16 protein-coding genes are annotated in these 18,584 nt (G+C 67.7%); 10 read left to right on the forward strand and 6 right to left on the reverse strand.

Annotated elements, in window-relative coordinates; all coding sequences use genetic code 11:
- Positions 1–36 precede the first annotated feature (36 nt).
- Positions 37–1,335, reverse strand: a complete 1,299-nt coding sequence (locus BRO63_RS11325; RefSeq protein WP_088139890.1) for an NAD(P)/FAD-dependent oxidoreductase — start codon at positions 1,333–1,335, stop codon at positions 37–39.
- A 2-nt stretch (positions 1,336–1,337) separates the two neighbouring features.
- Complete coding sequence (locus tag BRO63_RS11330) at positions 1,338–1,652, reverse strand: non-heme iron oxygenase ferredoxin subunit (RefSeq protein WP_088139891.1); 315 nt, start codon at positions 1,650–1,652, stop codon at positions 1,338–1,340.
- A 403-nt stretch (positions 1,653–2,055) separates the two neighbouring features.
- Here BRO63_RS11330 and BRO63_RS11335 point away from each other — a divergent pair, with 403 nt between their 5' ends.
- From BRO63_RS11335 to BRO63_RS11375, 9 genes are all read left to right on the forward strand, one after another.
- Complete coding sequence (locus BRO63_RS11335; protein ID WP_088139892.1) at positions 2,056–3,159, forward strand: TRAP transporter substrate-binding protein; 1,104 nt, start codon at positions 2,056–2,058, stop codon at positions 3,157–3,159.
- Positions 3,160–3,182: 23 nt separating this feature from the next.
- A complete protein-coding gene (locus BRO63_RS11340) occupies positions 3,183–5,585 on the forward strand; it encodes a xanthine dehydrogenase family protein molybdopterin-binding subunit (protein WP_088139893.1) in 2,403 nt (800 codons plus the stop codon).
- Positions 5,582–6,409, forward strand: coding sequence for an FAD binding domain-containing protein (locus tag BRO63_RS11345; RefSeq protein ID WP_088139894.1), 828 nt, complete (start codon positions 5,582–5,584; stop codon positions 6,407–6,409). The genes BRO63_RS11340 and BRO63_RS11345 overlap by 4 nt, the downstream gene beginning before the upstream one ends.
- A 5-nt stretch (positions 6,410–6,414) precedes the next feature.
- Positions 6,415–7,635, forward strand: a complete 1,221-nt coding sequence (locus tag BRO63_RS11350) for a xanthine dehydrogenase family Fe-S subunit (RefSeq protein WP_088139895.1) — start codon at positions 6,415–6,417, stop codon at positions 7,633–7,635.
- A 64-nt stretch (positions 7,636–7,699) separates the two neighbouring features.
- On the forward strand, positions 7,700–8,725 hold the full coding sequence (locus tag BRO63_RS11355) for an ABC transporter substrate-binding protein (RefSeq protein ID WP_088139896.1): 1,026 nt from the start codon (positions 7,700–7,702) through the stop codon (positions 8,723–8,725).
- Complete coding sequence (locus tag BRO63_RS11360; protein WP_088139897.1) at positions 8,722–9,531, forward strand: ABC transporter ATP-binding protein; 810 nt, start codon at positions 8,722–8,724, stop codon at positions 9,529–9,531. The genes BRO63_RS11355 and BRO63_RS11360 overlap by 4 nt, the downstream gene beginning before the upstream one ends.
- The gene (locus BRO63_RS11365) at positions 9,528–10,304 is read left to right on the forward strand and encodes an ABC transporter permease (RefSeq protein WP_088139898.1); all 777 of its coding nucleotides are present in this window, start codon (positions 9,528–9,530) and stop codon (positions 10,302–10,304) included. Before BRO63_RS11360 ends, BRO63_RS11365 begins: the two co-directional genes overlap by 4 nt.
- Positions 10,305–10,379: 75 nt before the next feature.
- Positions 10,380–11,006, forward strand: coding sequence for a TRAP transporter small permease subunit (locus tag BRO63_RS11370; protein ID WP_088139899.1), 627 nt, complete (start codon positions 10,380–10,382; stop codon positions 11,004–11,006).
- A gap of 2 nt (positions 11,007–11,008) precedes the next feature.
- Positions 11,009–12,667 carry a TRAP transporter large permease gene (locus BRO63_RS11375; protein WP_088139900.1) on the forward strand — a complete coding sequence of 553 codons (1,659 nt, stop codon included), beginning with the start codon at positions 11,009–11,011 and terminating at the stop codon, positions 12,665–12,667.
- Between the two features lie 140 nt (positions 12,668–12,807).
- Here the strand turns inward: BRO63_RS11375 and BRO63_RS11380 are convergent, their stop codons facing one another.
- The 4 genes from BRO63_RS11380 to BRO63_RS11395 all read right to left on the reverse strand — a co-directional run bounded on the left by BRO63_RS11380 (position 12,808) and on the right by BRO63_RS11395 (position 17,325).
- Complete coding sequence (locus tag BRO63_RS11380) at positions 12,808–13,605, reverse strand: class I SAM-dependent methyltransferase (RefSeq protein WP_088139901.1); 798 nt, start codon at positions 13,603–13,605, stop codon at positions 12,808–12,810.
- A gap of 302 nt (positions 13,606–13,907) precedes the next feature.
- Entirely contained in the window at positions 13,908–14,732 is an 825-nt protein-coding gene (locus tag BRO63_RS11385) for a class I SAM-dependent methyltransferase (protein WP_088139902.1), read from the reverse strand.
- 125 nt (positions 14,733–14,857) lie between these two features.
- Positions 14,858–15,541 carry a GntR family transcriptional regulator gene (locus tag BRO63_RS11390; protein ID WP_088139903.1) on the reverse strand — a complete coding sequence of 228 codons (684 nt, stop codon included), beginning with the start codon at positions 15,539–15,541 and terminating at the stop codon, positions 14,858–14,860.
- Between the two features lie 8 nt (positions 15,542–15,549).
- Positions 15,550–17,325: an IlvD/Edd family dehydratase gene (locus BRO63_RS11395; protein WP_179215074.1), complete on the reverse strand. Its 1,776-nt coding sequence runs from the start codon at positions 17,323–17,325 to the stop codon at positions 15,550–15,552.
- 220 nt (positions 17,326–17,545) lie between these two features.
- Here BRO63_RS11395 and BRO63_RS11400 point away from each other — a divergent pair, with 220 nt between their 5' ends.
- Positions 17,546–18,541, forward strand: a complete 996-nt coding sequence (locus tag BRO63_RS11400) for a Bug family tripartite tricarboxylate transporter substrate binding protein (protein ID WP_088139904.1) — start codon at positions 17,546–17,548, stop codon at positions 18,539–18,541.
- Positions 18,542–18,584 lie beyond the last annotated feature (43 nt).

Here is an 18,584-nt window from a genome sequence, read left to right on the forward strand (position 1 = left end):
AAGCTCCTGTCTATGCGGGGGCGGTAATGGTGGGATTCAGGAAGCGGCGGCGTTCTGCTGGCAGGCTTTCACCAGCGGCTTGAGCGCCACGGTCTCGTCGGCATAGCGCGCCGGGTCGATGGCGATGCCCTGCTCGAACAGCACGCGCAGCTGGCGCAGATCGCCGCCGGCGTTGATGGCGATGGCATGCACCGGTACGCCGTCGCGGTGGCCCAGCCAGATGAATTTCGGCGCGTCGGCCTGCGCTTGCGGCACGCCGCGGCAGGCGTAGACCAGGTCAGGCTGGGGCAGGCCCAGCATCTGCACATTGCAGCCGTACTGGTCTGTCCAGAACCAGGGATAGGGTTCGGCGGGCGCCGGCATGCCCAGCATGCCGGCCGCGGCGGCGCGCGCCTGTTCATTGGCGTTCTGCCAGGATTCCAGCCGCAGCGCCATGTTCAGGTGGCGGCGGTGCTGGCTGGCGCAATCGCCGGCCGCATATATATAGGGATCGTTGCTGCGGCAGGCGCCATCCACCGCGATGCCGCCGTTGGCGGGATCGAGCGCCAGGCCGGCCTGCGCGGCCAGCGATACGTCGGGCACCAGGCCGATGGCCACCACCACGACGTCGGCCTCCACCGTGGAGGTGTCCTGCAGCGCTATCGTGAAGCGCGCCTGATGCCTGATCGCGGCGTCCGCATGGGGCTGCCAGTCGCTGCGCGCGATACGCGCGCCCAGCCGCAGGTCCACGCCGGCATGGCGGGCGCGTTCGGCCAGCCAATCCGACAGGGCAGGGGGCAGCACGCGTTCCAGCAGGCGCGGCGCGCTTTCCAGCACGGTGACTGCGGCGCCCAGCGCGCGCGCGGTGGAGGCCACTTCCAGGCCCAGGAAGCCGCCGCCGATGACGGCGACGCGCGCCTGCGGCGCGAGGCCGGCGCGCAGCGCGGCGGCGTCGTCCAGCGTCCTGATGTAGTGCACGCCTGGCGTGCCGCGCGGCAGGCTGGGCAATTCGCGCGCGCGTCCGCCGGTGGCGAGCAGGCAGCGGCTGTACGGGAATTCGCGGCCATCGGCCAACTGGACCATGCGGCGGGCGGCGTCGATCCGCACTGCCTCGGTGCCGGTCAGCAGCGTGACACGCTGCCGTTCGTAGAAGTCCTCGGGGTGCACCGCCGTCTGGCCGTGCGCGCCGGCCGTCTGCAACGCGTCCTTGGACAGGGGCGGGCGTTCGTAGGGCGCATGCGCTTCCTGGCCGATCAGCGTGATGGGGCCGTCGTGCCCCAGGTCGCGCAGCGTGGCCGCCGCCACCGCGCCGGTCTGGCCGGCGCCGATGATGAGGATTGGGTCTGCGTCAGCCATGGTCAGCCCTGCAGGTTGGCGTAGATGTCCTGGCCTTCGACCTTGACCGGATAGACGCGGATGCCGCTGGTGGCGGGCGCGCACATGGCCTGGCCCGTGCGGATGTCGAACCTGGCTTGGTGCAGCGGGCATTCGATGCAGCCGTCTTCCAGATAGCCGTCGGACAGCAGCGCGTAGGCGTGGGTACAGACATTGTCGGAGGCGTAGAACTCGCCTTCGCTGCGGTACAGCGCCAGCTGTTTTTCGCCGGCGGCGACGGGGATCACCTCGTCGTCTTCGGTCAGTTGGTCGGTAGAGGCAATGCGGATCCAGTTCATATCAACTCGCTCGTCAGTATGCTGAGTAATTGTCGTCAGTGTACTGCTTAAAAAAACAAGTCAGGAGCTAGGGATTTCCCCGACAGGCGGCGGGGCGAAGGGCGGCGGCGCGGGCCTATTATGCACGGCGTTCGCGGCGCGCAATCACAGCGGTCCGCTATATGTAAGGAGTACCCGCAAATAGCGTTCGGACCCGTGCAAAAAATCCGCCGGAATGAGTGGAAACCCAGGCGTTTCGCGGGTGCCAGCAGTGGGGATTTACCTTGTTGACACTCAAAATTACTGTCAGTATGCTGATCAACAATTCAGTGTGCTAACGTTTTTTTCGGATGTACGCGAGTGGCGTTGGCATGAGTTGTGGCGGGTCCAAGGGGACTCAATCGAACCAGATCGGGAGCAATGAATGCAACGACGCCGTTTCCTCGCACAAGCCGCCGGCGCAGCCGGCGCGGGCCTCGCCGCCGTCGGCATGCCTGCCGTCGCGCAATCCGCGCCGTCAGTGCGCTGGCGCATGTCCACCAGCTGGCCCAAGAGCCTGGACACCATCTACGGCTCGGCCGAAGACCTGTGCAAACGCGTGGCGCAGCTGACTGAAGGCAAGTTCGAGATCCGCGCGTTTCCGGGCGGCGAACTGGTGCCGGCCGCGCAGAACATGGACGCGGTCAGCAACGGCACGGTGGAATGCAACCACGTGCTGAGCACGGCCTACATCGGCAAGAACACGGCGCTGACCTTCGACACGGGCTTGTCCTTCGGCCTGAGCGCCCGCCAGCACAACGCCTGGATCGCCTACGGCGGCGGCCTGAAGATGCTGCGCGCGCTCTATAAGAAATACAACATCGTCAATCACGTCTGTGGCAACGTGGGCGTGCAGATGGGCGGCTGGTACCGCAAGGAGATCAGGTCGGTCGCCGACCTGAAGGGCTTGAACATGCGCATCGGCGGCATCGGCGGCATGGTGCTGTCCAAGCTGGGCGCGGTGCCGCAGCAGATCCCGCCGGGCGATATCTATCCCGCGCTGGAAAAGGGCACCATCGACGCGGCCGAGTGGATCGGCCCCTACGACGACGAGAAGCTCGGCTTCAACAAGGTGGCGCCTTACTACTACTCGCCGGGCTGGTTCGAAGGCAGCGCCTCGATCACCAGCATGGTGCACGACAAGGCCTGGGAAGCCTTGCCGCCCGCCTATCAGGCCGCGTTCGAGGCGGCCGCGGGCGAGCAGACCATGCGCATGCTGGCGCACTACGATGCGCGCAATCCGCTGGCGCTGCGCAAGCTGATCGCCGGCGGCGCCAAGGTCAGCTTCTTCCCCAAGGAAGTGATGGACGCGGCCTACAACGCCTCGCAGGAACTGTGGACCGAGCTCTCGGCCAAGAACCCGGACTTCGCCGCGATCTTTCCCGATTGGAAGAAATTCCAGGCCGAACAGGCTGGCTGGTTCCGGGTGGCGGAAAGCCCGCTGGACAACTACACCTTCGCCGCCGTGGCGAAGGCCCAGGCCAAATAACAAGCAGGAGATAAAGGGTAGTCATGACGACAGCAAACGCCGATACGCACGGCCGGCCAGGCAAGCCGCAGGGAGTGGGCGCGCGGGTGCCGCGCAAGGAGGACGCACGCCATCTGCACGGCAAGGGCAATTTCGTGGCCGACATGGCCATGCCCGGGCTTTGCGAGGTGGCCTTCCTGCGCAGTCCGCTGGCGCATGCGCGCATCGCTTCGGTGCGCGTGGCCGAGCAGATCGCGGACAAGGCGTTTGTGCGTCAGGCCATGGCCGACGCGCGCGACATCGTGGCGGATTCCACGCTGCCCAGCTACCAGGTCTCGGCCCAGCCGCCGCTGGCCTCGGGCAAGGTGCGCTTCGTGGGCGAGCCCGTGGCCATGGTGTTCGCGCCGACCCGCGCCGAAGCCGAGGACTATGCCGAGATGATCGAGGTCGACTACGACGATCTGCCCGTGTACGCGGACGTGGTCAGCGCCCAGGCCGCTCAGGGCGATTTCGTGCACGAGCAGTGGCGCGACAACGTCTTCGTCACGCTCAATGTGGACAAGCAGTTCGACGAGCTGGCGGCGCAGGCGGACGTGGTCGTGCGCCGCAAGATCGACCTGTCGCGGCAATGCATGGTGCCCATGGAAGGAAAGGCGGTGCTGGCCTATTGGGACCACCAGGCCGACCAGCTGGTGGTGGTCAGCGCCACCCAGGTGCCCCATATGATCCGCAGCGTGCTGGCCCAGTGCCTGGACCTGGAGCAGGGCCGGGTGCGGGTGGTGTCGCCGGACGTAGGCGGCGCCTTCGGCTACAAGTGCGTGCTGCAGCAGGAAGAGCTGTGCGTGGCCTGGCTGGCCAAGACCTTCAAGAAGCCGTTCCGCTTCATCGAGGACCGCCGCGAACACCTGACCGCGGGCGCCAATTCGCGCGAGCACCATTATGAAATGGTGGCCTACGCCGACCGCCGCGGCAAGCTGCTGGCGTTGGACGCCAAGATCACCATCGACGGCGGCGCCTATTCGGTCTGGCCGTTCACCATCGGCCTGGAACCGGGCCAGGCCATCGGCAACCTGCCGGGACCTTATGCATTCAAGGGCTATCGCTGCGTGACGCGGGCGGTGGCCACCAACAAGCCGGGCTTCGTGCCGTACCGCGGCGTGGCGCGCACGGGCGTGTGCTTCGCCATGGAGTTGACGATGGACGCGATCGCCCGCGAGGTCGGACGCGAGCCCTGGGAAATCCGTCAGGAAAACCTGGTGCAGGGCGAACAGATGCCCTACGTCAACGTGACCGGCAAGCACCTGGACAGCGGCGACTACCCAGCCAGCCTGCAGCAGGCCATGGACATGATAGGGGTGGACGCCATTCGCGAGCGCCAGCGCCAGGGCGAAGCCGATGACCGCCTCATCGGCGTGGGCCTGGCGACGTACACGGAGCAGGCCGCGCATGGCACGTCGGTGTTCGCGGCCTGGGGCACGCCGGTGATTCCGGGCTTCGACCAGGCCACCGCGCGGGTCACGCCGGACGGCGGGCTGGAACTGCGGGTCGGCGTGCATTCGCACGGGCAGGGCATGGAAACCACCTTTGCCCAGATCGCCAACGAGATCCTGGGCGTGGACGTGGCCAGCATCAAGCTGCTGCATGGCGACACCGGTCAGACGCCGTTCTCCACCGGCACCTACGCCTCGCGCTCGCTGGTGATGTCAGGCGGCGCGGTGTCGCAGGCCTGCAAGCGCCTGCTGCCGCGGCTCACGCATATCGGCGCGCATCTGTTGCAGGCCGATCCCGCCAGCGTGGCCTGGAACGGCGACCGGCTGGAAGCCGGCGGCAAGTCGGTGTCGGTCAAGGACGTGGCCGACGCCTGGTACCTGCGGCCGCAACTGTTGCCGCCCGACGTGGACCCCGCCGGCCTGGAAGTCACCGTGGGCTACAAGCCCAAGGTCGACACCGGCTGTTTCACCTATGCCACCCATGCCGCGGTGGTGGCGGTGGACCCGGGCACGGGCGGCGTGGAGATCCTGGATTATGTGGTGGTGGAGGACTGCGGGACCATGATCAACCCCATGGTGGTCGAAGGCCAGACCATAGGCGGCGTGGCCCAGGGCATAGGCACTGCCTTTTATGAGGAAACGCCTTACGACGACAACGGCCAGCCGTTGGCTTCAACCCTGGCGGACTACATGCTGCCTGGGGCCACCGAGGTTCCGAACATGCGCCTGCACCATTTCGAGACGCCGTCGCCGCATACCGAGTTCGGCGCCAAGGGCATGGGCGAGGGCGGCGCCATCGCGCCGCCGGCGGTGCTGTTCAACGCGGTCAACGATGCGCTGCGGCCGTTGGGCGCAGCCGAACTGCTGCGCACGCCGCTGTCTCCGACCCGGGTGCTGGCCGCCATCGCTCAGGGTAGCCGCAGGACGGCGCCCGTCGCCGCGGAGGTGACGGCATGAAGGCCGCCGCATTCGAATATACGCGTCCGGACTCGCTGCAGGACGCCTTGCGCACGCTGCGCGCGCACGAAGGCCGCGCCAAGCTGATGGCAGGCGGGCAATCGCTGGGCCCCATGCTGAACCTGCGCCTGGCGCGCCCGCCGGTCGTGATCGACATTTCCGGCCTGCCCGAATTGCGTACCGTGACGCGGCAGGACGGCAAGCTGCGCGTCGGCGCGGCCGTGACCCATGCCGAGATCGAGGACGGCGTGCACGACCTGCTGCGCGGCACGCCCCTGCAACAGGTGGCGCCGGGTATCGCCTACCGCGCCATCCGCAACCGCGGCACCTTGGGCGGCAGCCTGGCGCATGCCGATCCGGCGGCCGACTGGGTGCTGACCGTGGTCGGCCTGGGCGCGACGCTGGAGATCGCGGGACCGGACGGCGCACGCATGCTGCCGGCGGAAGACTATATGCAAGGCGCCTACACCACCGGACTGCGCGAGGACGAGCTGATCGCCGCCGTGCACGTCCCGGAAGCCGGGCCGCAGGCGCGCTGGGGCTATTACAAGTTCTGCCGCAAGACCGGCGAATTCGCCGAGGCCAGCTGCGCCGCGTGGTTCGATCCGTCCTCGAAGACGGCGCGCATCGCGGTGGGCGCCCTGGACGGCGCGCCCCGATTGCTGCCCCAACTGGCCGCGCGCATCGCGCAGCAGGGGCTGGCGGGCCTGGATGAAGCGCTGCTGGCCAGCGAGCTGGCCGGCGTCATGCAGGACAAGGATGAACACCATCGCAAGCTGCACGGGACCGCGGTGACGCGCTGCCTGGCGCAGGCCTTGGGTTGACAGGAATGAGCATGGTTCAGGTGACATTGGAAGTAAACGGCAAGCGCGTGTCGCACGAGGCGCCCGCGCGCATGCATCTGGGGGATTTCCTGCGGGATCAGGCGCGCCTGACCGGCACCCATCTCGGCTGCGAGCACGGCGTCTGCGGCGCCTGCACGGTGTTGGTGGATGGCGCGCCGGTGCGCTCCTGTATCTCGTTCGCGGTGGCCTGCGAAGGCCGGCACGTGACCACCATCGAAGGCTATGACGCCGATCCGGTGATGCAGCGGCTGCGCGCCGCCTTTACCAAGCACCACGCCCTGCAATGCGGCTACTGCACTCCGGGCATGCTGGCGACTTCGCGCGATATCGTGCTGCGTTTGCCGGATGCGGACGAAGGCCGGGTGCGGGTGGAACTGTCCGGCAATCTGTGCCGCTGCACCGGCTACATGGGCATCGTCGCCGCCGTCATGTCGGTGCTGGCCGAACTTCGGGAACAGCCCGACCCCGCCGTGCAGGCGCTGCGCGCCGCCCAGGCGCAAGGCCGTGGCGCGGCGCCGGCGGCGGAAAAGCCGGTGGCGTTCGCGGGGTTCACGCCAGCGGCGGCCAGCCAGCCGGCCGCAAGCGCCGCTGCGGCGCCGGCTCCGGCCGCCGCCCCGGCCGGTAAGAAGGAAGGCAAGAAGGAAGGCCGCGGCAGCCAGATCGACGGCGGCTTCAAGGTGCCTTTCCCGGCTGCCGAGGTCTGGGCCTTCATGGTGGATCTGCCGGCCCTGGCCAGCTGCCTGCCGGGCGCGTCCATCGAGGAACACGAGGGCGACCGGGTCAAGGGCAAGATCGCGATCAAGTTCGGCCCCATGTCCGCCGCCTTCAATGGCGCGGCCCGCCTGGAACGCGACGACGCGGCCATGCAGGCGGTGTTTCGCGGAGCAGGACAGGATTCGCTCAGCCAGTCGCGCGCCAACGGCGACATTACGTATCGCCTGGAGGCGCTGTCGGCCACGGAAACGCAGGTGCACGTGAACCTGCTGTATTCGCTGCAAGGACCGCTGGCGCAGTTTTCGCGTTCCGGCCTGGTGCAGGATTTCGTGCGCCGGATGATCGCGGACTTCGGCAACAACGTCACGGCCAGGCTGCGCCGGCCCGCCGCCGCGGGCGAAGCGCCGGCCCAGGCCAGCTTCAATCCCACGGCCATGTTCTTCAGCGTGCTGTGGGCGCGCATCAAGCGGTGGTTCGGCCGAGGCGGCTGAACACGGCGTAGTACCGGCGGCCGCGGGCGCGGCCGCCCAGTGTCGACACATAACGGGGAAAATCATGCTCGCGGTATTCGCAAGGAATTGGCGCAACGCATTGTTGGGCCTGGCTGCTGTCGCCCTGAGCGCGCCCGCCTGGTCGCAGGCCCTGGAGCCGTTGAAGGTCCGGCTGGACTGGACGCCCTGGGGCGTGCACGGCGCCTTCCACCTGGCGCAGCAGAAGGGCTGGTACAGGCAGGCCGGCCTGGACGTGACGCTGGAGGACGGCAACGGCTCGGTGACGACGGTGCAGATCGTCGGCGCCGGCGACAGCTTCGACCTGGGGCATGCGGCCCTGGCATCGGCCATGATCGCCCGCGAAAAAGGCATGCCCGTCAAGGCGGTCGCGGTATTCGCCAGGCAGAGCGATATCGGCCTGCTGGTTCCGGCCGACGCCGGCATCAGCGGCCCCGCGCAGCTCAAGGGCAAGAAGGTGGCCTATACCGCCGGGTCGCTGGAAGCGCCGTTCATCGACGCCTTCCTGGCCGCCGGCAAACTCAAGAAAAGCGATCTGGAACTGATCAACGTGGACGCCGCCAGCAAGGCGTCGACCTATGCCGTGGGGCGGGCCGACGCGGCGTTCTCCACCATCCCGTTCTTCCTGCCGGTGGTGTCGCAGAACCGGCCCTCCAGCGCGGTGCGCTTCGCCGACTTCGGCCTGAACATGCCCAGCTTCGGCCTGTTCGCCAATGAATCCAAGCTGGCGCAGCGGCGCGACGCCATTGCGCGCTTCGCCAGCGTCAGCGCGCGGGCCTGGGAGTACATCTACGCCGGCCACCAGGACGAGGCGGTCGCCGCCATCCTGGCGCAGCGGCCGCAGGCGCGGCTGGACAAGAAAGTGCTGCGCGGGCAGATCGACGCCTTGCAGCCGTACTTCGGCCAGCCGGCGGCGGGACAGCGGCTCGGCGCCATCGTGCCGCAGGATTGGACGCAGGCCGTCGTTACCTTGTCGACCGTGGGGCTGATCGGCGCCAGCGCGCAACCCGCCTCGTTCTATGCGCCCGACCTGGTGCACCCGGAACGCTACGACAGCCTGGTGCAGCCATGACGCAGTGGGCCGTGGCCGCAACGGACGTGCGCAAGCGCTATCCCGGCGCATCGGGCGTCGAGGTGCTGGCATCGGTGTCGGTCGAGGTGCCGCGCGGCCGCTTCGTCAGCATCCTGGGCCCCAGCGGCTGCGGCAAGAGCACATTCCTGCGCTGCGTGGCCGGGCTGGAGACCCTTTCCAGCGGCGACCTGCGCGTGGAGGGTGTGCCGGTGCAGGGCCCGCCGGACGGCATGGGCATGGTGTTCCAGCGCGACGCGCTGCTGGAATGGCGCAGCGTGCGCCGCAATATCCTGCTGCCGGTGGAGTTTGCGCACAAGCCGGTGGCGGCCTATGCGGACAAGGTGCGAGCCTTGCTGGCCCTGACCGGGTTGGAAAAGTTCGCCGACAGCTATCCGCGCGAATTGTCCGGCGGCATGCGCCAGCGCGCCGCGATCTGCCGGGCACTGGTGGACGATCCCAAGCTGCTGCTGATGGACGAACCCTTCGGCGCGCTGGATGCGCTGACGCGCGACCAGATGAACGTCGAGCTGCAGCGGATCTGGATGGAAACCCGTAACACGGTGTTGTTCGTGACGCACGGCATCGCCGAGGCCGTGTTCCTGGGCGACGTGGTGATGGTGTTCTCGCCGCGCCCCGGCCGCATCCTGGAGACCATAGAAATCGATCTGCCGCGGCCCCGGCCGCTGGCGCTGCGCGAAACGCCGCAGTTCGGCGAATACGTGCGGCACATCCGCGGCATGTTCCAGAGCATGGGCCTGATAGACGAGGGCGCCCGCGCCGCGTCGGGCCAGGAGGCCGTTCGATGATCGCGCTACTGAGAGGAGCGGGCCGGCGCATGGCGGGGCTGGTCTCGGTGCTGGTGTTCCTGCTGCTGTGGGAAGCCGCCGCCCGGATTTTCCACGTGCGCGCCATCATGCTGCCGCTGCCGGGCCAGGTGGCGCTGGAGCTGGCCGCGGAATGGAGCTGGTACGCCGGCCATGCCGCCTACACGCTGATGACCACGCTCGCGGGCTTCGCGCTGGCGGTGGTGGCCGGCGTGGCGATCGCCGTCATGCTGGTGGGATCGCGTTGGTTCGAGCGCTTCATCTATCCCCTGATCGTGGCGCTGAACAGCGTCCCCAAGGTTGCCATCGCGCCGCTGTTCGTGATCTGGATGGGCACGGGCGCGGAACCGAAGATCGCCATCGCCTTCCTGATCGCCGTGTTCGCGATGATCGTGGACACCGTCCACGGCCTGCGCTCGGTGCCGCAGGACGTGCTGGACCTGGGCCGCGTGCTGAAGGGCTCGCGCCGCGATTTCTTCTTCAAGGTGCGGCTGCCCAGCGCGCTGCCCTCGATCCTGGCGGGCATGAAGGTTTCGATCTCGCTGGCGCTGGTGGGCGCCATCGTCGGCGAGTTCGTCTCGTCGCAGCGCGGACTGGGCTACGTGATCATGAGCGCCCAAGGCACCTTCGACACGGTGCGGGTGTTCGCCGCGATCTTCGTGCTGGCTCTGATGGGCATGCTGCTGTTCGCCTTGCTGGTGTGGCTGGAGCAGCGGCTGACGCCGTGGCTGCGGCACCATCGCGAAGACAACTGAATCGGTTCAAGCCCGGTGCACCACGGGCTGCGTGTAGGGCAGGTGCGTGATTAGAAACAATTCTGGGGAAAACAGATGCAAGCACTACTTGCCTTGTCGCGTGGCATAGACGCGATCAATCTGCGCATGGGCCGGGCCGTCTCCTGGATCACGCTGCTGGTGGTTCTGGTCAGCGCCGGCAACGCCATCATGCGCAAGATCTTCCACGACAGCTCCAACGCCTGGCTGGAGCTGCAGTGGTACATGTTCGGCGCCATGTTCCTGCTGACCGCGGGCTACACCCTGCTGAAGAACGACCACGTCAGGGTGGACATCATTTCATCGCGGCTGTCGCGCCGCGCGCAGATCGGGATCGAGATCTTCGGCGTGCTGTTCTTCCTGCTGCCCGCCTGCCTGCTGATCATGTACCTGTCCTGGCCGGTGTTCATGGATTCCTATCTCAGCAACGAGCATTCCTCAAATTCCGGCGGGCTGATCCGCTGGCCGGTCAAGCTGCTGATTCCCGTGGGCTTCGCGCTGCTGGTGCTGGCCGGCGTGTCGCACCTGATCAAGTGCGTGGGCTTCCTGATGGGACGCTGCCGCGATCCGCGCGAACGCGAGGGCGCCAAGAGCGCGGAAGAGGAATTGGCCGAGGAAATCGCCCGCGAAGCGCAGGCGCGCGAAGCGGCCGCGCAGAACGAACTGGATAACAAGGGTCGCTGATCATGGAGTTTCTCATTGCCAATCTGGCGCCGATCATGTTCGCGACGCTGATTATTTTCCTGCTGCTGGGCTTTCCGGTGGCGTTCGCCCTGGCGGCCAACGGCATACTCTTCGGCCTGGTCGGCATGGAGCTGGGCCTGCTCAATTCCTCGCTGTTCCAGGCGCTGCCGCAGCGCGTGTTCGGCATCATTTCCAACGACACGCTGCTGGCGGTGCCGTTCTTTACGCTGATGGGCCTGGTGCTGGAACGCTCCGGCATGGCCGAGGACCTGCTGGAGACCATAGGCCAGCTGTTCGGCTCGATCCGCGGCGGCCTGGCCATCGCGGTGGTGTTCGTGGGCGCGATGCTGGCCGCGACCACGGGCGTAGTCTCGGCCTCGGTCATCTCCATGGGCCTGATCTCGCTGCCCATCATGCTGCGCAACGGCTATGACCGCAAGCTGGCCAGCGGCGTGATCGCAGCCTCCGGCACGCTGTCGCAGATCATTCCGCCTTCGCTGGTGCTGATCATCCTGGCGGACCAGCTTGGACGCTCCATCGGCGACATCTACCGCGCCGCCATGGTGCCGGGCTTCATCCTGGCCGGCCTGTACATCGTCTACGTCGTCATCATGAGCCTGCTGAAGCCGGACTCCGCGCCCGCGCTGCCCGAAGAGGCGCGCCGCTTCCAGGAGCCGAACGGCGGCCGAGGCGGACGTTCGCTGCTGGTGCTGATGACGATTTCCGCCGTGTCGGCGTACTTCCTGGGCCGCTGGGTCGAGAACCACACCGCGCCGATGGACGAGCGCATCGTGGTGGCGCTGCTGTTCTGGGGCGCGACCGCCTTCGTCATCGCGCTGGTCAACAAGGCGCTGGGCCTGGGCCTGCTGTCGGCCCTGGCCGAGCGGGTCACATTCGTGATGATCCCGCCGCTGGCGTTGATCTTCCTGGTGCTGGGCACCATCTTCATCGGCGTGGCCACGCCCACCGAGGGCGGGGCCATGGGTGCGGTCGGCGCCATCCTGATGGCGGTGGCGCGCCGCCGCCTGTCTCTGGACCTGCTCAAGCAGGCCATGGACACGACCACCAAGCTGTCCTGCTTCGTGGTGTTCATCCTGGTGGGCTCCACCGTGTTCGGCCTGACCTTCCGCGCCGTCAACGGCGATCTGTGGGTCGAGCACCTGCTGACCGGCCTGCCGGGCGGGCAGTGGGGTTTCCTGATCGTGGTCAGCATCCTGACCTTCGTGCTGGCCTTCTTCCTGGACTTCTTCGAACTGGCGTTCATCATCGTGCCGCTGCTGGGGCCGGTGGCCGACAAGCTGGGCATAGACCTGATCTGGTTCGGCGTGATCCTGGCCGTCAACATGCAGACTTCGTTCATGCACCCGCCATTCGGTTTCGCGTTGTTCTACCTGCGATCCGTGGCGCCGCGAGACCGCTACAAGGACAGGGTGACGGGCAAGATGATCGAGCCGGTCACCACCGGGCAGATCTATTGGGGTTCGGTGCCGTTCATCGTGATCCAGCTGCTGATGGTGGCCGCGGTGATGGCCTTCCCGGGCATGGTGATGCACTACAAGGGGACGGCTGCGGTGGTCGATCCGAGCTCGGTCTCGCTGGAGGTCGGGGGCAGCGGCTACGGGGGCAGCGCCTACGGCGCGGATTCCAATCCGTTCAAGTGATGCGGCAGGGGCGCCAGGCGGCGCCCCTTTTTTTTTGCCGCCGGGCCGCCCCAAGGCAAAAGGCCCCCGAAGACTGGATCACGTCCAACTTTCGGGGGGCTGTTCGAGCCGAAGGCGCAGCGTGGGGGCTTTTTCTACCTTCAGGGCTTGATCGCGTAAGTCGCCAGGAAGGTCGGCAGGAAACGGTCGATCAGGAAGCGCGGCTGGGGCTGTTCGTCTTCATAAAACCCCCGCAGCAGGAATCCGGCTTCCAGTTGACCGCCGATCTGCTCGCCCAGGCTGTGCCCGAACACTAGGGCGTCTCCCCGGGCCTGCTTTTCCGACAACTCCGCCGGCGTGAGGTCGCGCACGTCCGAGTAGGGCAGCGTGAAGCGCGGCCGGATCAGCCCTTGCTCCGCCAGCTCCGGCGCGCGGTCGCCAACGAACACGACCGGGTTGTAGAAGCTGCTGAGCAGCCTGCCGCCATGCTTCAGTACTCTGAAGCACTCCCGCCACACGGGCCGCACGTCAGGCACGTACAGGTTGGAGATCGGATGCACGATGCAGTCGAAGGACGCGTCAGCGAACGCCGAGAGATCCCGCATGTCCCCCTGCACGGCTGCGAGCGCCAAGCCGTCGCGGCGCGCGACCATGTCGTCCTGGGCCAGCTGCAGCGGCGACGCGTCGAACACGGTCACGTCCGCGCCGGCGGCGGCCAGCACGGGCGCCTGCTGCCCGCCGGCCGAGGCCAGGCACAGGATGCGCGGGGCCGGGTTCATGGCCGGCAGCCAATCCGCGGGCAGGGCGCGCGGCGTGATGTGCACCTGCCAGTCGCCACGGCGCGCGGCCTCGATCGTTTCGGGACCGACCGGCTGCGACCAGGCGCATTGCTGCGCGGCCTGGCGGTCCCAGGCGACGCGGTTGTGGTGATAGATGTCGATGGTGTCAGTCGCAGGCATTGCGTTTTCCTTCTGTTAAAGGGGGAAAACTGCCGATGGACACGCGATCCGCGAGTCTGTGCCTCAGGGGAGCAGGACGCGGCGCGCCGATAGGGGCCAGGTCCTGCAAGACATCAGAATCGAACAAGCAATGCGGCTCGCGCGCCAGGCAGCGAGGGGAGGCAAGATGCGTGGGCATCCCGGCATTTACTTGTTCACTCTGAGTGCTCCGGTGGAAGGGGAGAAGGTTGCAAGCTTAACCGGGACGGCGCGGCGGGACAAATGGCCGCCCGCCGCCGGTTCATCGCGCGGCCGTCGCGCAGCTATGCGCTGCGCGGCGCCGTGATCACATGCGCCTGGATCTTCCCCGTGATGGGCCCCGCGCCGTAGCGCGCGCGTAGCGCATCGGTCGCGGCATGGACGGCCTGCTCCAGCTTGTCCGCGCCGCGGGCTTCGATCTCGTTGCGCAGCGGCGTGCCCTGGCAATAGGCGATGGCGGCCGTCTGCGGCGTGTCGGCGCGGCTTTCGAAGGCAATGGTTTCCAGCGCCTGCCGCCCGGTGAATCCGGCGCGGGCCAGGTCGGCGCCGATGACGGCCGCGTCGTAGTACCCATGGGGAATCCGGCTCATGAACTTGGGCGGATCGCCGGGGAACAGTCGCGCCAGAGCCTGTTCGACCGTATCGGCAAACCCGTTGTCCTCGATGCGGTCCCAGACGTTGAAGAGGAAGGTTCCGCCGGGCCGCAAGACCCGGCGCGCCTCGGCGAAGGCCGCCGCCTTGTCCGGCAGGAACATGTAGCCGAACTGGCACACCACGGCATCGAAGGCCTGGTCCTCGAAAGGCAACTGCAGGGCGTCGGCCTGGCGCCAGATAACGGCGCGGCTCGCGCCCAGGGCCTGGGCTTGCTCCAGCATGGCCGGGTTCAGGTCGGTCGCGACGATGGCCGTGCTTTCGGGCAATTGGTTCGCAAGCTGGCGCGTTACCGCGCCCGTGCCTGCGGCGATTTCCAGGATGGCCGCAGGGCGCAGCGCCGCCGCTCGAGCGGCGATGTCCGCGGCATAGGGTTGGAAGACGAGGGGGACCATGTACCGCTGATAGAACTGCGGGATGGATCCGGCGAAGACGCGATCACCTGGGGAAGTGTTCATGGTGTTCGACTCCAAAGCGGCCGCGCGGGGCGGTCTTCAGATTGAACGCAGCCGCGTCCGGCGGCTGGGAAACCCTATTTTAGGCGCGGCGTGACCGCCTGGCGACTGGCTTTCAGCAGTGTGACTCATGCCCCCAGCCGCGCCTGCTCCGCCGCCAGATAAGCATCCCGCGACGGCAGCAGATGCTCCCGGCACAGCGCCATCAACGCCTCCCGGTCGCCATCGCGCAGCGCATGGATCATGGCCCAGTGTTCCTGGCGGGCGCGTTCGCGGTAGCCGGCGGCGGCCAGCGAGCCAAAGCGGATCGGGTGGGTGCGGCGGGCGTATTCCTCGATGGCCTGGCCCAGCACCGCGTTGTCCAGCAGGCCGAAGAACTCGCGGTGAAAGCGCTGATTGCTGCGGAACACGCGGCGTGCGTCGCCGTCGGCGACCGCCGCATCGTGTTCGCGTTGCACGGCTACCAGCGCCGCCAGCCGCGCCTGCGGCACGGGCAGCGGGATCTGGCTGGCGGCATGCACCTCCAGCATCTGGCGCAGCGCGTACAGTTCCATGACTTCGCGCACCGCGTAGGCGCGCACCACCGCGCCGATGTTGCGCTTTTTCTCGACCACGCCCAGCGCCTCCAGGTCGGCCAGGACCTGGCGCACCACGTGGCGCTTGAGCGAGAAGCGCGCCATGAGTTCGTCCTCGGTCAGGCGCTGGCGCGGGTGCAGCCGGCCGAAGACGATGTCTTCTTCCAGGGTGGCGACCGCCGCCTGCGCGGCGTCCGGGGCCAGTGCTGGCGCGGAGTCGGGAGTGATGGCGTCCATGCGCTTGCCTACTTTTTCGGCACGGTGTCGCGCGTGACGCCGGCGCGCAGGAAGTCGAAGTCCACGCCCTGGTCGGCCTGGGTCACGGTCTGCAGGAACAGCTTGCGGTAGCCGCGCTCGGCGACGGGGCGGACGATGGGCTGGGCCGCGGCGCGGCGCGCCAGTTCGGCGTCGTCCACCAGCAGCGCGATCTCGCGGTTGGCTACTGACAGGCGGATGCGGTCGCCGTTCTGCACGTAGGCCAGCGGGCCGCCGATGGCGGCTTCGGGTGTGACGTGCAGGACGATGGTGCCGGCCGCGGTGCCGCTCATGCGGCCGTCGGAGATGCGCACCATGTCCTTCACGCCGGCGCGCGCCAGCTTCTTGGGGATGGGCATGTAGCCGGCTTCGGGCATGCCGGGCGCGCCGGTCGGGCCGATGCGCTTGAGCACGAGGATGTCTTCGGCGGTGACGTCCAGCGCTTCGTCGTCGATGCGCCGCGCCATGTCCTCGGCGTCCTCGAACACCACGGCGCGGCCCTCGTGTTCCATCAGTTTGGGATTGGCTGCGGATTGCTTGATGATGGCGCCGCCCGGCGCCAGGTTGCCGCGCAGCACGGCCAGGCCGCCCACGGGGTAGATGGGCGAGGCCGCCGTGCGGATCACATCCTGCGGGAAGGCGGCAGGGGCGTCGTCCAGTTCCTCGCCCAGCGTGCGGCCCGACACGGTCAGCGCGTCCAGGTGCAGGTAGGGACGCAGTTCGCGCAGCAGCGCCGGCATGCCGCCAGCGTGGTGGAAGTCTTCCATGTAGTGCTGGCCGGAGGGCTTCAGGTCCACCAGCACGGGCGTGTCGCGGCTGATGCGGTCCAGGCCGGCCAGGTCGATGTCTATGCCCAGGCGGCCGGCGATGGCTGTCAGGTGCACGATGCCGTTGGTGGAGCCGCCGATGGCCAGCAGCACGCGCAGGGCGTTCTCGATGGACTTGCCGGTGAGGATGCGGTCAGGCGTCAGGCGCGAGGCGGCCATGGCGACCGCCGTGGCGCCGGTCTTCTCGGCCACGCGCACGCGGTCGGCGGTGACGGCCGGGGCCGATGCGCCGCCGGCCACCATCATGCCCAGGGCTTCGGTGATGCAGGCCATGGTGCTGGCCGTGCCCATCACCGAACAGGTGCCCACGCTGGCGACCAGCTGGTTGTTCACGTCCGAAATCTCAGCCGCGTCGATCTCTTCGGCGCGGTAGCGGCCCCAGTAGCGGCGGCAGTCGGTGCAGGCGCCCACGCGCTCGCCGCGGTGCGAGCCGGTCAGCATGGAGCCGGTGACCAGCTGGATGGCGGGCACGCCGGCGGACGCGGCGCCCATCAGCTGGGCGGGCACGGTCTTGTCGCAGCCGCCGATCAGCACCACGGCGTCCATGGGTTGGGCGCGGATCATTTCCTCGGTGTCCATGGACATGAGGTTGCGCAGGTACATGCTGGTGGGCTGCGAGAAGCTCTCGTGCACCGAAATGGTGGGGAAGTCCATGGGCAGGCCGCCCGCCAGCATGACGCCGCGCTTGACCGCTTCGATCAGTTGCGGGGCATTGCCGTGGCAGGGGTTATAGCTGCTGCCCGTGTTGACGATGCCGATGATGGGGCGCGACAGCGCGTCGTCGGTATAGCCTGCGCCCTTGATGAAGGCCTTGCGCAGGAACAGCGAAAAGCCGGTGTCGCCGTAGTTGGTGAGGCCGCGGGCCACGCCGCGCGCGGACTCGCCTTCACTGCCGAAAGGGCCCGGAGCAGGCGCCCCGTTCTTGGTCTCGTCCTTCATTCTTTATCTCGATAATATTATTGATAATCTGATCACAGCATCATAGCCAGCCTTTGAAAATGCCCGCAAGCGATTTATCAGCGCCGTTCAATTGATCTTTTTTATAGATCAGTCGATAGAAAAATTCTGATTCTTCAATCAAGTTGCCGAACCTACACTGGCGCGATTGGCGAGCCGGGCGTCCCTATCATTCCTATACCCATCCCGGCAGGAGACCTACATGTCAGACCTGCGTCTGCGGCCGCGCCGCGCCGTGTTGTTTTCCCTGCTGGCCTTGTGCGCCGGCGCATCCGCTCCCGCCCTGGCCGCCGACGCCTACCCGGACAAGCCCATCCGCATGATCGTGCCGTACCCGCCCGGGGGCGCGACCGACGTGATCGGCCGCGTGCTGGCGCAGGAACTGACCGGCGCGCTGGGCCAGTCGGTGATCGTGGAGAACCGCGCGGGCGCCGCCGGCAACATCGGCGCCGACCAGGTCGCCAAGGCGCAGCCCGACGGCTACACGCTGCTGATGGGCGCGCTGACCAGCCATTCCATCAACGCCGCCCTGTACCGCGGCCGCGTCACCTATGACGTGGAAAAGAGCTTCGCGCCGGTGTCCATCGTGGGCACGGTGCCGCTGGTGTTCGTGGTGAATCCGTCGGTCCAGGCGAAGACGCTGGCCGAGTTCATCGCGCTGGCCAAGTCCAAGCCCGGCTACATCACCATGGGATCGGCCGGCAATGGTTCGCCCCAGCATCTGGCCGCCGAAATGTTCAAGCGCACCGCCGGCGTGGAGGTGCTGCACGTGCCCTACAAGGGCAGCGGCCCGGCCATGACCGACCTGATGGGCGGGCAGGTGCTCAGCATGATCGAAACCGTGCCCGCGGCGCAGGGCAACGTCAAGGCCGGCAAGCTGCGCGCGCTGGCGGTGACGTCGGCTGCGCGCGTGGATGCGCTGCCGGATGTGCCGACCGCGGCCGAAGCGGGCCTGAAGGACTTCGAGGTCAGCTCGATGTTCGGCATCGTGGCGCCGGCCAATACCCCGGCGCCGGTGATCGAGCGCCTGAACGGCGAGCTGAAGAAGATCCTGGCCAAGCCCGAGGTCAAGGCGTCGCTGCTGAATCAGGGCGCCATCGCCACCTGGACCACGCCGGCCGACGCCAGCGCCCGCGTATCGGCCGAACTGGCGCGCTGGACCAAGGTCATCGACGAGGCGGGCGTGAAGGGAGATTAATACCCCTAAAGTTGTGGCTTTACGTCACACGCCGGAAGTTCCG

Origin of the sequence: Achromobacter xylosoxidans (assembly GCF_002192695.1) — a bacterium.
GTDB lineage: Bacteria > Pseudomonadota > Gammaproteobacteria > Burkholderiales > Burkholderiaceae_B > Achromobacter > Achromobacter xylosoxidans_C.

Excerpts from the sequence above, each read along its gene's own strand:
- BRO63_RS11390 (WP_088139903.1), bottom strand. The coding sequence starts at position 15,541 with ATGGACGCCATCACTCCCGACTCCGCGCCAGCACTGGCCCCGGACGCC.
- BRO63_RS11380 (WP_088139901.1), bottom strand. The coding sequence starts at position 13,605 with ATGCCTGCGACTGACACCATCGACATCTATCACCACAACCGCGTCGCC.
- BRO63_RS11385 (WP_088139902.1), bottom strand. The coding sequence starts at position 14,732 with ATGAACACTTCCCCAGGTGATCGCGTCTTCGCCGGATCCATCCCGCAG.
- BRO63_RS11375 (WP_088139900.1), top strand. The coding sequence starts at position 11,009 with ATGGAGTTTCTCATTGCCAATCTGGCGCCGATCATGTTCGCGACGCTG.
- BRO63_RS11400 (WP_088139904.1), top strand. The coding sequence starts at position 17,546 with ATGTCAGACCTGCGTCTGCGGCCGCGCCGCGCCGTGTTGTTTTCCCTG.
- BRO63_RS11395 (WP_179215074.1), bottom strand. The coding sequence starts at position 17,325 with ATGAAGGACGAGACCAAGAACGGGGCGCCTGCTCCGGGCCCTTTCGGC.
- BRO63_RS11350 (WP_088139895.1), top strand. The coding sequence starts at position 6,415 with ATGAGCATGGTTCAGGTGACATTGGAAGTAAACGGCAAGCGCGTGTCG.
- BRO63_RS11325 (WP_088139890.1), bottom strand. The coding sequence starts at position 1,335 with ATGGCTGACGCAGACCCAATCCTCATCATCGGCGCCGGCCAGACCGGC.
- BRO63_RS11370 (WP_088139899.1), top strand. The coding sequence starts at position 10,380 with ATGCAAGCACTACTTGCCTTGTCGCGTGGCATAGACGCGATCAATCTG.
- BRO63_RS11340 (WP_088139893.1), top strand. The coding sequence starts at position 3,183 with ATGACGACAGCAAACGCCGATACGCACGGCCGGCCAGGCAAGCCGCAG.
- BRO63_RS11335 (WP_088139892.1), top strand. The coding sequence starts at position 2,056 with ATGCAACGACGCCGTTTCCTCGCACAAGCCGCCGGCGCAGCCGGCGCG.
- BRO63_RS11330 (WP_088139891.1), bottom strand. The coding sequence starts at position 1,652 with ATGAACTGGATCCGCATTGCCTCTACCGACCAACTGACCGAAGACGAC.
- BRO63_RS11355 (WP_088139896.1), top strand. The coding sequence starts at position 7,700 with ATGCTCGCGGTATTCGCAAGGAATTGGCGCAACGCATTGTTGGGCCTG.
- BRO63_RS11360 (WP_088139897.1), top strand. The coding sequence starts at position 8,722 with ATGACGCAGTGGGCCGTGGCCGCAACGGACGTGCGCAAGCGCTATCCC.
- BRO63_RS11365 (WP_088139898.1), top strand. The coding sequence starts at position 9,528 with ATGATCGCGCTACTGAGAGGAGCGGGCCGGCGCATGGCGGGGCTGGTC.
- BRO63_RS11345 (WP_088139894.1), top strand. The coding sequence starts at position 5,582 with ATGAAGGCCGCCGCATTCGAATATACGCGTCCGGACTCGCTGCAGGAC.